Origin of the sequence: Capnocytophaga granulosa ATCC 51502, assembly GCF_000411115.1 — a bacterium.
Lineage (GTDB): Bacteria > Bacteroidota > Bacteroidia > Flavobacteriales > Flavobacteriaceae > Capnocytophaga > Capnocytophaga granulosa.
Window position 1 is genome coordinate 145078 of record NZ_KE150257.1, and the last position, 11738, is coordinate 156815.

The 11738-nt window shown below is 42.5% G+C and carries 15 protein-coding genes and 5 tRNA genes; 19 read left to right on the plus strand and 1 reads right to left on the minus strand.

Features of this window, described 5'->3' with window-relative positions:
- Positions 1–11: 11 nt before the first annotated feature.
- The 16 genes from HMPREF9331_RS10805 (at position 12) to rplL (ending at position 8777) form a co-directional block, all read left to right on the plus strand.
- The gene (locus tag HMPREF9331_RS10805) at positions 12–1025 is read left to right on the plus strand and encodes a helix-turn-helix transcriptional regulator (RefSeq protein WP_016420957.1); all 1014 of its coding nucleotides are present in this window, start codon (positions 12–14) and stop codon (positions 1023–1025) included.
- 71 nt (positions 1026–1096) lie between these two features.
- Positions 1097–1864 (plus strand): lipoprotein insertase outer membrane protein LolB1, encoded by a 768-nt coding sequence (lolB1, locus tag HMPREF9331_RS10810; protein ID WP_016420958.1) that lies wholly within the window; start codon positions 1097–1099, stop codon positions 1862–1864.
- On the plus strand, positions 1864–3102 hold the full coding sequence (locus HMPREF9331_RS10815) for a murein hydrolase activator EnvC family protein (RefSeq protein ID WP_016420959.1): 1239 nt from the start codon (positions 1864–1866) through the stop codon (positions 3100–3102). Before lolB1 ends, HMPREF9331_RS10815 begins: the two co-directional genes overlap by 1 nt.
- A gap of 12 nt (positions 3103–3114) precedes the next feature.
- Entirely contained in the window at positions 3115–3873 is a 759-nt protein-coding gene (locus tag HMPREF9331_RS10820) for a lysophospholipid acyltransferase family protein (protein ID WP_016420960.1), read from the plus strand.
- Positions 3874–4004: 131 nt separating this feature from the next.
- Positions 4005–4078, plus strand: a tRNA-Thr gene (locus tag HMPREF9331_RS10825).
- Between the two features lie 35 nt (positions 4079–4113).
- A tRNA-Tyr gene (locus tag HMPREF9331_RS10830) sits at positions 4114–4196 on the plus strand.
- A 29-nt stretch (positions 4197–4225) separates the two neighbouring features.
- Positions 4226–4298 (plus strand) — tRNA-Gly (locus HMPREF9331_RS10835).
- Between the two features lie 8 nt (positions 4299–4306).
- Positions 4307–4378, plus strand: a tRNA-Thr gene (locus HMPREF9331_RS10840).
- Positions 4379–4447: 69 nt separating this feature from the next.
- Entirely contained in the window at positions 4448–5635 is a 1188-nt protein-coding gene (tuf, locus tag HMPREF9331_RS10845; RefSeq protein WP_002666853.1) for an elongation factor Tu, read from the plus strand.
- A gap of 62 nt (positions 5636–5697) precedes the next feature.
- Positions 5698–5771: transfer RNA gene (locus HMPREF9331_RS10850), tRNA-Trp, on the plus strand.
- Between the two features lie 36 nt (positions 5772–5807).
- Positions 5808–5990 (plus strand): preprotein translocase subunit SecE, encoded by a 183-nt coding sequence (secE, locus tag HMPREF9331_RS10855; RefSeq protein WP_009642443.1) that lies wholly within the window; start codon positions 5808–5810, stop codon positions 5988–5990.
- A complete protein-coding gene (gene nusG / locus HMPREF9331_RS10860; protein WP_009642440.1) occupies positions 5991–6539 on the plus strand; it encodes a transcription termination/antitermination protein NusG in 549 nt (182 codons plus the stop codon).
- A 135-nt stretch (positions 6540–6674) separates the two neighbouring features.
- Positions 6675–7112, plus strand: a complete 438-nt coding sequence (rplK, locus tag HMPREF9331_RS10865; protein WP_016420961.1) for a 50S ribosomal protein L11 — start codon at positions 6675–6677, stop codon at positions 7110–7112.
- A gap of 10 nt (positions 7113–7122) precedes the next feature.
- Positions 7123–7812 carry a 50S ribosomal protein L1 gene (gene rplA, locus HMPREF9331_RS10870; protein ID WP_016420962.1) on the plus strand — a complete coding sequence of 230 codons (690 nt, stop codon included), beginning with the start codon at positions 7123–7125 and terminating at the stop codon, positions 7810–7812.
- Positions 7813–7835: 23 nt separating this feature from the next.
- A complete protein-coding gene (gene rplJ, locus HMPREF9331_RS10875; protein WP_009642436.1) occupies positions 7836–8354 on the plus strand; it encodes a 50S ribosomal protein L10 in 519 nt (172 codons plus the stop codon).
- Positions 8355–8399: 45 nt separating this feature from the next.
- Entirely contained in the window at positions 8400–8777 is a 378-nt protein-coding gene (rplL, locus tag HMPREF9331_RS10880) for a 50S ribosomal protein L7/L12 (RefSeq protein WP_009642430.1), read from the plus strand.
- A 56-nt stretch (positions 8778–8833) separates the two neighbouring features.
- Here the strand turns inward: rplL and HMPREF9331_RS10885 are convergent, their stop codons facing one another.
- Entirely contained in the window at positions 8834–9253 is a 420-nt protein-coding gene (locus HMPREF9331_RS10885; protein WP_016420963.1) for a hypothetical protein, read from the minus strand.
- Between the two features lie 89 nt (positions 9254–9342).
- Between HMPREF9331_RS10885 and panD the strand changes: the two genes are divergently transcribed.
- The 3 genes from panD (at position 9343) to HMPREF9331_RS10900 (ending at position 11737) form a co-directional block, all read left to right on the plus strand.
- On the plus strand, positions 9343–9699 hold the full coding sequence (panD, locus tag HMPREF9331_RS10890; protein WP_016420964.1) for an aspartate 1-decarboxylase: 357 nt from the start codon (positions 9343–9345) through the stop codon (positions 9697–9699).
- Between the two features lie 46 nt (positions 9700–9745).
- Positions 9746–11197, plus strand: a complete 1452-nt coding sequence (locus HMPREF9331_RS10895) for a Fic family protein (RefSeq protein WP_016420965.1) — start codon at positions 9746–9748, stop codon at positions 11195–11197.
- A gap of 96 nt (positions 11198–11293) precedes the next feature.
- Positions 11294–11737: a tellurite resistance TerB family protein gene (locus HMPREF9331_RS10900; RefSeq protein ID WP_009642423.1), complete on the plus strand. Its 444-nt coding sequence runs from the start codon at positions 11294–11296 to the stop codon at positions 11735–11737.
- The last annotated feature ends 1 nt before the right edge of the window (position 11738 follow it).

Below are 11738 nucleotides of genomic sequence, written 5' to 3' on the forward strand. Positions count from 1 at the left end.
TCTCAACTGTTATGGCTACCAACAAAAACGCACTGATACGGTATAAAACGATTGATAAATGCTTGAGAAACACCTCACGCCTTTGGACGATAGATGATCTTATTGATGCCTGTACCGACGCACTCACCGAGTATGAAGGCAAGGATAGTGTCGTCAGTAAGCGTACCGTACAGCTTGATATTCAAAATATGCGCAGTGATAAGATCGGATACAATGCCCCCATAGAGGTCTTTGACAATAAGTATTACCGCTATGCCGATCCCCAATACAGCATTACCAAGACGGAGATTCCCTATGAAGACATCAAGCGTATGCGTGAGGCGGTGGATTTTCTCAAGGAATTCAAGGATTTCTCTTTCTTTAAGCATATGAGCGGTATTGTACATAGGTTGGAGGACTCCATATTCCTCTCCCGCGCCAAGCAACCCGCTATTCACATGGATAAAAACGAGCACCTTAGGGGATTGGAGTATATAGATCCTATCTATCAGGCGATTCTACATAAGCAGGCTTTGGCAATTGTCTACAAATCGTTCAAGGCCAAGCAAGCCCAAGAGCTAGAGCTGCACCCACAATTTCTCAAGGAGTATAACAATCGCTGGTTTCTCATTGCTTTTTACAAGTCAGAACTGCTTACCTTAGCCCTTGACCGTATGGAAAGTGTGAATATTTTACCAATTCCTTATGTTGATAAAAATATAGACCCCAACGAATACTTCAAAGACATCATAGGAGTAACCCTCTCCCGTGGCAACCCCGTGGAGGAAGTGGTTTTCTGGATAGATAATAATAATGCTAACTATGTGATCACCAAGCCCTTTCACCACTCTCAGGAGGTGGTAGAGACACGAGAGGGCGGAGTGGTCTTTCGCATTAGGGTACGGTACAATTACGAGCTGGAGCGGCTTATTCTCGGCTTTGGCAATAGTATAGTCGTCTTGGCTCCCTCTAGGCTAAGGCGTAAGATATCCTCATTACTTAAAAAAGCAGCTGCTAATTACACAGAAGAAAAACTAAATATATGATAAAATAAAAGTCATTTTCCAAGCATGTAGGAAAATATTGTAATTTTACCCTTTTAAAAGTAGAAAACACAATGAAATCATTACTAGCGTATATAACACTTTTGACAGTGCTTTTAACAAGCTGTCGCACAACTAAGGTTACTAATACCCAAGGAGTTGCCGATAGTCGTCTCAGGGGAAAGGAGATTCTTGAAAAGCATCAGGAGTCTTTCCCCGCTTTTGAGACACTGGCTGGAACGCTGACCGTATCTTATTCTAAGGCAGGTAAGATCGGGCAGACCATCCCATTGTCTTTTAGAATGAAAAAAGGGGAAATCATCTGGCTTAGTGCGCCCTTAGGAATTGCCAAGGCGCTGATTACCAAGGAAAAGGTACAGTTCTATAACAAGCTGGACAATACATATTTTGAGGGGGATTATTCCATCTCGGAAAAATATTTAGGGGTGCATCTTGGATTTGAGGCTTTGGAAAATTTGCTCTTAGGACAATTGCTTTTCCGTGACCGACACACAACCTTCACTCCTGATGGGGAACTCTACAAGGGGGCGCTTAGAAAGGACGAATTGGATTTGTCTTTCTTTTTAAATACTGCTTTCAGAATGGATAGTTTGCTGATTGTACAAGAGGGAAAAACTCAGCAAGAGCGTTCTCTCTCGGCTGCTTATACATATCAGACGGTGGAGGGGCAGCTCTTCCCGCTCTCCCTATTGCTACAGGGCAGTCAGGGAGGGGAGCAGGTACAGCTAAACTTGCAACTTAGTAACTTACAGCGTAATGTATCTGTTAAATTCCCTTATACTGTACCTGCTGGTTACCAACCCTTAACCCTCCAACCCTAATGCATCGTATTCTCTTATTCATACTCATCACCTCATTTACAGGCGTTTTTGCCCAGACCTCCCAAAAGCAAAAACAACTGGAGCGACAGAAGAAAGCCCTCTTGGAGCAAATCCGAGAGATGTCCGCCCTGCGTTCCCAACAAGCACAGGAGCGCAAGAGCTTGGCTACCCAAATAGAGGAGATCAGTGAAAAAATTTCCGCACGTACCCAGCTGATTCGAGTAACCAACCATCAGGCCAACCTGCTCTCCCAGCAGATCAATGAGAACCAAAGCCAGATAGCCAGCCTTAAAAAAGAGTTGGAGCTACTGAAGAAGAACTATGCCGCAGTGATTGAACAGTCCTATAAAACACGTTCGCCTCAAAGCCGTTGGCTCTTGCTGCTGACCTCAGAGAGTTTTGCTCAGGGCTACAAGCGATTGAAGTATTTGCAACAATATAGCCAATACAGAAAGCAACAAGCCCAGGAGATACAAGAGAAAAATACGCTCATGCAGCAGCTTACCGATTCACTTTCTGCCCAGTACAACCACCAGCGCAAAATCGTAGAGGATAACCAAAAAGAGCAAGAGCGTCTCTCCCAAGAGCGCAAAACACAGGAAAGTTTAGTGGCTTCTATCAAAAAGAAAGAGAGCGAATATGCCAATGAGATAAAGAAAAAACAGGCACAAGCCAATAAGATAGACAGAGAAATAGATCGATTGATCCGCTTGGCCATAGCCGAGGCCAACAAAAAAGGCAAGGGCAAGACTACCACCACAGGCACCACCTCTGGCAAGACAAGCAGTGATAAGGTCTTTGACCTCACCCCCGAAGGGCAAGCGCTCTCCTCGGACTTTGAAGCCAACAAAGGCAAACTCATTTGGCCGATTGAGCGTGGATACAAGTCCCAAGGCTTTGGTACCTATGACGACCCAGTGTATCCCGATCTGAAACACTATAATAATGGGATTACCCTGATGGCACCGCGCAACTCCGATGCTCGCTGTGTGTTCAATGGGGAAGTCTCGGCTATTATCTCTGTGCCTGGCGGCAACAAGGCGGTACAGGTGAGACATGGGAATTTTATTACCATATATTATAACCTCATACAAGTATATGTAAGTAAGGGACAAAAAGTCTCCGCCAAAACCCCCTTAGGCAAGATCTTTACCGATAGTGAGGGGCGAACAGAGATGAAATTCTTTGTCTATAAGAACACCAATAAGCTCAATCCCGAACATTGGCTTAGAGAATAAAAATATAACAAGATGAAATTTAGACTATGGAAACAAGACCCCTTTGGGCACGCCTTGTGGATAAAGCGGCTGATCATACGTATCTTAGGCCCTTTGACCCATCGCCGTTATAGGGGCTTCAATCATTTGCTTATAGATGGCTCGGAGATTATCCGCACCCTGCCTGATAAGGGAGTACTCTTTATCTCCAACCACCAGACCTATTTTGCCGATGTGGTAGCCATGTACCATGTGTTCAATGCCAGTCTCCGTGGGCGGGTGGATAGCCTTAAGAATATCAACTATATATGGCACCCTAAGCTCAACCTATATTATGTAGCTGCTACCGAGACCATGCATGCGGGGCTGCTACCGAAGATTCTCGCCTATGTAGGAGCGGTACAAGTCAGCCGCACTTGGCGAGAGAAGGGCAAGGAAATCCATAGAGAGGTCAAGACAGAAGATGTAGAGAATATAGGGATTGCCCTTAAGGACGGTTGGCTGATTACCTTTCCACAAGGTACTACCTCCCCATGGAAACCCATTCGTAAGGGGACAGCCCACCTTATCAAGACCTATAAGCCAATCGTAGTACCTATAGTGATAGATGGCTTTCGCCGCTCCTTCGACAAGAAAGGAATAATAGTCAAAAAGAAGGGTGTTACCCAACGTATGCGCATAAAACCACCCTTGGAGATAGATTATGAAAGAGAAACTGTAGAGGAAATCGTAGAAAAAGTAGCCCTAGCCATAGAGCAACATCCCTCATTTATCAAGGGCAGAGAGGAATAAAGGGGGGTGTTAATAACTTATTTTGAAAAAAAATATTTTTTTTGTTGTCAGAACAAAAAATTGTTGTATATTTGCACCTCGCAAAGGAGAAGTAAAAAACGCTTGTTTTTTGTGGTATAAGTGTTTGTTTTGCCGGTATAGCTCAGTTGGCCAGAGCACGTGATTTGTAATCTCGGGGTCGTGGGTTCGAATCCCTCTACCGGCTCGATGTTTATCGTTATTTGTTGATTTTTAACTTGAGGGGAGATACTCAAGCGGCCAACGAGGGCAGACTGTAAATCTGCTGGTTTTCACCTTCACAGGTTCGAATCCTGTTCTCCCCACTATTTTGAAAGACATATTGTATTAAAAAGCGGGAGTAGCTCAGTTGGTAGAGCGTCAGCCTTCCAAGCTGAATGTCGCGAGTTCGAACCTCGTCTCCCGCTCTTGAAAAGCCGATGTAGCTCAGGGGTAGAGCGCTTCCTTGGTAAGGAAGAGGTCACGAGTTCAAATCTCGTCATTGGCTCTTTTGTAGTATATAATAACATACCTTTATATATTGATTTTCTATAACTAAGATTAAAATTATTTAAACATGGCAAAAGAGAATTTTGACCGCTCCAAACCGCACCTTAACATTGGTACTATTGGACACGTTGACCACGGAAAAACAACCTTGACTGCTGCTATTACTAAAGTATTGGCTGATGCAGGTCTCTCCGAAGCGAGAAGTTTCGACTCTATTGATAACGCTCCTGAAGAAAAAGAGCGTGGTATTACCATCAACACTTCACACGTAGAATATCAAACTAAGAACCGTCACTATGCACACGTGGACTGTCCAGGACACGCCGACTATGTAAAGAACATGGTTACTGGTGCTGCTCAGATGGACGGTGCTATCCTTGTGGTAGCTGCTACCGACGGGCCTATGCCACAAACTCGTGAGCACATCCTTCTTGGTCGCCAGGTAGGTATTCCTCGTATCGTTGTGTTCCTTAACAAAGTGGATATGGTGGACGACCCTGAACTATTGGAACTTGTAGAAATGGAAGTACGCGAACTTCTTTCTTTCTATGACTACGATGGTGATAATGGCCCTGTAATCCAAGGTTCTGCTCTTGGAGCGCTTAACGGCGAACAAAAATGGGTAGATACTGTAATGCAGCTTATGGATGCAGTAGATAACTGGATCGAGCTTCCACAACGTGATATTGATAAACCATTCTTGATGCCTATCGAGGACGTGTTCACTATCACTGGTCGTGGTACTGTAGCTACAGGACGTATCGAAACTGGTATCGCTAACACAGGTGATGCTGTTGAAATCATCGGTATGGGTGCTGATAAGCTTACCTCTACTATCACTGGGGTAGAAATGTTCAAGAAAATCCTTGACCGTGGTGAAGCTGGTGATAACGTAGGACTACTCCTTCGTGGTATCGACAAAAAAGATATCCGTCGTGGTATGGTAATCTGCAAACCAGGTTCTGTAAAACCACACGCTAAATTCAAAGCTGAGGTGTATATCTTGAAAAAAGAAGAAGGTGGACGTCACACTCCATTCCACAATAACTACCGCCCTCAGTTCTACGTACGTACAACCGACGTTACTGGTACTATCAACCTTCCTGAAGGTGTAGATATGGTAATGCCTGGGGATAACCTTACCATTACTGTAGAATTGCTACAACCTATCGCTCTTAACGTAGGTCTTCGCTTCGCTATCCGTGAAGGAGGTCGTACCGTAGGTGCTGGTCAGGTAACTGAAATCCTTGACTAAGAAATCTTGATTTCATAATATTAAATGTTTCAAAAGGGTTTTGGCAACAAAACTCTTTTTATACGGGTGTAGTTCAAGGGTAGAATAGCGGTCTCCAAAACCGTTGATGGGGGTTCGAATCCCTCCACCCGTGCCAAGATAGTTTTTTACAAACTTAATAAAACGGAAAGTAATGATAAACTATATCAGAGAATCTTACACAGAATTGACACAGAATGTTACTTGGACACCCTTTGCCGAGGCACAACGCCTACTGTGGGTAGTAACTATTTTCTCCGTTGTATTTTCCTTATTTATCGCTGGAGTTGATTTCATATTTGAGAGCTTCATAGCACAGATATTTAAAATTTTCTAAATGGCAGTCCTTGAAAAAAAGTGGTATGTAGTACGTGCTGTAAGTGGCCAAGAGAACAGAGTAAAGAACTACATAGAGTCCGAAATTAGCCGCCTTGGTTATGCTGACTATGTAGAACAAGTACTGGTTCCTACCGAAAAGGTGCCACAGCTACGCAACGGGAAAAAGATTAATGTAGAAAGAGTCTTCTTCCCTGGCTATGTCATGATTAAGGCTGACCTCTCTGGAGAGATTTCCCATATAATCAAAGGTATATCAGGAGTGATAGGCTTCTTAGGCGAAACCAAGGGCGGTGCTCCTACTCCTATCCGCAAATCCGAAGTGAACCGTATGCTCGGTATCGTAGACGAATTGCAAGAAAAGGTAGAAGTTGTAGCGATTCCTTATGCCGTAGGAGAATCAGTCAAAGTAATAGACGGACCTTTCAATGGCTTTACAGGAAATGTGGAAAAGGTTAATGAGGAAAAACGTAAGCTGGAGGTAATTGTCAAAATTTTTGGAAGAAAAACCCCACTTGAACTTAGCTATACTCAAGTGGAGAAAATATAAAAGGCAAAAGGCCCTACTGTAGAGGCGAATGGCAATTCGCCCACATAGAAAAGGCAATTGGCCGCATGTAGGGACGAATGGCAATTCGCCTATTAAGAAAGAATATATTATAGAATTATAAATTAAAGTTGAACAATGGCAAAAGAATTACACAAAGTAGTTAAACTACAAGTTAAGGGAGGTGCTGCGAATCCTTCGCCACCGGTTGGACCTGCCTTGGGGGCTGCTGGAGTTAACATCATGGAGTTCTGTAAGCAATTTAATGCACGCACACAGGACAAGCCAGGTAAAGTATTACCAGTGGTGATCTCCGTATACAAAGACAAATCTTTTGAATTTGTGATCAAGACCCCACCTGCGGCAGTTCAACTCTTGGAAGCAGCCAAAGCTAAGGGAGGCTCTGGTGAGCCTAACCGTAAAAAGGTAGCCAATATCACTTGGGATCAAGTACGTGCTATCGCTGAAGATAAAATGCCTGACCTTAGTGCTTTCACTATTGAGAAGGCTATGAGTATGGTGGCAGGTACTGCGCGCTCTATGGGTATCGCAATCACTGGAGATAAACCTTTTTAATTGACGGACTATGGCAAAACTAACAAAGAAATACAAAGAGGCTTTATCTAAAATAGAAGCTGACAAACTATATAGCCTTGCAGAGGCAAGCAAGAAAATAAAAGAAATCTCTTTTACAAAATTTGACGCCTCTGTGGATATCGCAGTAAGATTAGGAGTAGACCCTCGTAAAGCAAACCAAATGGTACGTGGCGTGGTAACTCTTCCTCACGGAACTGGTAAAGATGTACGCGTACTAGCTTTGGTTACTCCAGACAAAGAAGCTGAAGCACAAGCCGCTGGCGCTGACTATGTAGGATTGGACGAATACCTACAAAAAATCAAAGACGGCTGGACAGATGTAGATGTGATCGTAACCATGCCAGCTGTAATGGGTAAGTTAGGGCCTTTGGGTCGTGTACTCGGTCCTCGTGGGCTTATGCCTAACCCTAAGACTGGTACCGTAACTATGGAAATCGGTAAGGCCGTACAAGAGGTAAAAGCCGGTAAGATTGACTTCCGTGTGGATAAGACAGGGATCGTACATGCCGCTATCGGTAAAGTATCTTTCTCTGCTGAAAAACTCACTGAGAATGCCAATGAGCTGATCCAAACCCTCATTAAGCTAAAACCAACCACCGCTAAAGGTACTTACGTAAAATCTATTTACCTTTCAAGCACTATGAGTCCGAGTGTGGCAGTAGATACAAAAATAGTCTAACAACGTAGTTAAAAAAGAAAATTATGACAAAAGAAGAAAAATCAGTAATAATAGAGGATTTAACCGCACAGTTAGCAGCCAACCATGTAATCTATCTGGCAGACCTCACCGGCCTTAATGCAAAAGAAACTTCCGACCTTCGTCGCGCTTGTTTTAAAGCTAATATAAAATTATCGGTAGTAAAAAACACTTTCCTTGCCAAAGCAATGGAGGCTTCCGATAAGAACTTTGGAGAGCTTCCTTCCGTACTTAAAGGAAATACTTCCCTTATGTTCGCTGAAGTAGGTAACGCTCCTGCAAAACTCATCCAGGCTTTCAAGAAGAAATCCGACAAACTCCTTCTCAAAGGTGCTTATATAGAAGAAGCCGTATTCGTAGGTGATAACCAATTGGATACTCTTGTGGCTATCAAGTCTAGAGAAGAACTCATCGGAGATATCATTTCACTCTTGCAATCGCCTGCTAAGAATGTTATTTCAGCTCTTAAATCAGGAGGTGGAAAAATTGCAGGAATTGTTAAAACACTCTCTGAACGTCAGTAAGACACACACATTAATTTATTTATAAACCATTAAAAAACGATAGAAATGGCAGATTTGAAAAATTTCGCAGAACAATTAGTAAATTTGACAGTTAAGGAAGTAAACGAGCTTGCTCAAATCCTTAAAGATGAGTATGGTATAGAACCTGCAGCTGCTGCTGTAGCTGTAGCTGCTGGCCCTGCTGCTGGCGCTGGAGAAGCTGCTGCTGAAAAAACTGAATTTGATGTAATCCTCAAAAATGCAGGAGCTAACAAATTGGCAGTAGTGAAATTAGTAAAAGACCTTACTGGTCTTGGACTAAAAGAAGCTAAAGAAGTAGTGGATGGTGCTCCTTCTAAAGTGAAAGAAGGTATTTCTAAAGCGGACGCTGAAAACCTTAAGAAATCACTAGAAGAAGCTGGTGCAGAAGTAGAATTAAAATAATTCTTTTCTTAGTTTTTACAATACGAAAGTCTCTTCCCCCGTGGGGAAGAGATTTTTTATTGAGAGTCTTTCCACATTTTGCGTAAGCGTTTCTCATACTGCTTGGGATCGGTCACCACCTCTGGCTTTCCTTTGTCTCGGTAGAGTACCAAGGCGGCTATAGTGGGGAGTTGCTCTATGTCAATCACCCAGGATTTCTTCCCGTCTATCCTTACAATACCGCCCCGTACGGTAATGCCACAAAGACATTTGTTAGAGGCAGGAGGGAGCAGTGCCGAAATACGCTCTTTGGCAGCCCTATAATCGGGGTTGGTCTGAGCTTGCTTGTAGTAGACATCATGCTCTACAAAGAGTACTACTTTATGGGGATTCTTAGCATGAAAACTCGTATCGAGCTGCATGTCGGGGGGAACTTCAATGAATAGAAGTGGTTTGCAACCGACCAAGAGTAGGGATAAAAGCAATAACTTTCTCATAACGATTAGTATGAAGGTTCAGAAAGCAAATATACAAAAAATGGGAGGGAAAAGCCTATAGTTATCCAATAATTTTTTACCTTTGTCCTATGAAAATAGAAGTATTAAAATCAAAAATCCACCGCGTAAAAGTAACCGGAGCGGACTTGGATTATATAGGGAGCATCACTATAGATGAGGCTCTTTTGGAGGCGGCTAACCTTATTGTAGGGGAAAAGGTCTCTATCGTAAATGTCAATAACGGTGAGCGTTTTGACACATATATCATTCGTGGCGAACGCAACTCAGGCACTATTACCCTCAACGGCCCGGCAGCTCGCAAGGTGCAAAAAGGCGATATCGTCATTATCATCTCCTATGCCCTGATGGATTTTGAGGAGGCTAAGACCTTCCAACCCACCGTCATCTTCCCTGATGAGACAACAAACCGTTTGATTAATGACTAATGACAAGTGATTAATCCTTACTCTATTAGTCGCTAATTTGTTGATTATGTTAGAAACCAAGCACATAGAATACAAACAAAAAGTAACACCAGAGTTAGAGAAAGAAGTGGTAGCTTTCCTCAATAGTGAGGGAGGGGCTATCTATATAGGGGTTGATAAGGAGGGGCATACGGTAGGGGTAGCCTCAGCTGATGCATTGCAGTTGGAACTCAAGGATCGTTTAAAAAATAATATAGTTCCCTCTTGTATGGGGCTTTTTGATATCCTTGTGGAAAAGAGAGAAGAAAAGGATATTATCAAAGTCATTGTGCTTATGGGTTATGAACGCCCTTACTATATCAAGAAATACGGACTTTCGGAAAAAGGGGCTTTTATGCGTATAGGAAGTGCCTCTGAGCCTATGCCAGTGAAAAGAATAGAGGAATTATTCGTCAAACGAACGCTTAATTCTATAGCGAGAATTAGGTCGCCGAAGAAGGATCTGCGTTTCCAACAATTGCATATTTATTATCAATCCATAGGGAAAACACTTAATGAGCAGTTTGCTAAGAACTTAGAGCTTCTGAACGATGATGGGGATTACAATTATGTTGCCTATTTGATGAATGATATCAATAATATATCTGTAAGGGTAGCACGTTATGCAGGAGTTAATCAAGTGGATTTGATTCAGAATGAAGAGTATGGGCATGAGTCACTCATCAAGGCAACCCAACAGGTTTTGGATAGGCTCAATATAGAGAATCGTACTTTTACCAAGATTACCCATAAGCAACGTATAGAGCGTAGACTATGGAATGCAGTAGCACTCCGTGAAGCAGTGATCAATGCTTTTGTACATAATGACTATACCTACGAAGTGGCTCCCAAGTTTGAGATATTTAAAGACCGCTTGGTGATTACCTCCTGTGGAGGTCTTCCTTATGGGATTTCACGAGAAGAGTTTTTCTCAGGGGCGTCTATTCCTAGGAATAAGGAGTTGATGCGTATCTATAGGGATTTGGATTTGGTAGAGCACTTAGGCTCAGGTATTCCGCGTATCTTGCAGGCTTATAGTCGGGATCAGTTTAACTTTATGGATAATTTCTTACAAGTTATTCTCCCTATAGACGAAGATTTGCAAGCGTTAATGCAACAAGAAGAAACAACCATGCAAGTACCCCGCAAGTACCCCGCAAGTACCCCGCAAGAGGCTGAAAAACAAGATGGTTATAGGAAGGAACAAGATACCATGCAAGCACCATGCAAGTACCATGCAAGTACCATGCAAGTACGAGAATTGTTAAAAATATTAGAAGGGATACTTTATAGAGAGGAAATACAAGAAAAATTAGGTTTAAAGAATAGAGATTATTTTAGGAAAAACTACCTTAATCCCGCGATAGAAGAGGGCTTAGTGGCGCTTACCATTCCTGATAAACCTACCAGTAGCAAGCAACAATATTTCCTTACTGAAAAAGGGAAAGAAGTCCTACAATTAATAACTAACGACAAGTGACAAATTTTTAATAAATGATAAATAAAAAGTGAAATAAAAATTTGTTTATTCGGTTTTTTTCTATATCTTTGCCCAAGTATTTAAAAATAAAGTTTTATGAGTTTATTCGGAAAAATCTTCCAGGCTGTAACTGAGGAGGTGAAACTAAACGAACAAGAATCCTTCGCAGGGATTGCCCTTGCCATGGCTGGAGCCGATGGTAACGTAGGTCGTGGAGAGTGGGACGAGATTGTCAATTACATGAACCGTCTTAGCCTCTATGATAACTATTCAGGAGCAGCTTTTGATAAGCTATTCGACAAGCTCTTCCGCATTCTTAAAAAAGAAGGCCCAGGTAGCTTGGTAGAGAAATCAGTGGCAGCACTTCCTTCTGATCTTCGCTTGACTGCTTTCGCTTGTGCAGTAGATATCGCTACTTCTGACGGCGTACTCGAAGAAGAAGAAAAGGATATGATCAACCAATTGGCTGAATTGCTTACTGTACCAGAAAAAACCGCAATTTCTATTATTGAAGTAATGCTCATAAAGAATAAGGTTTAAT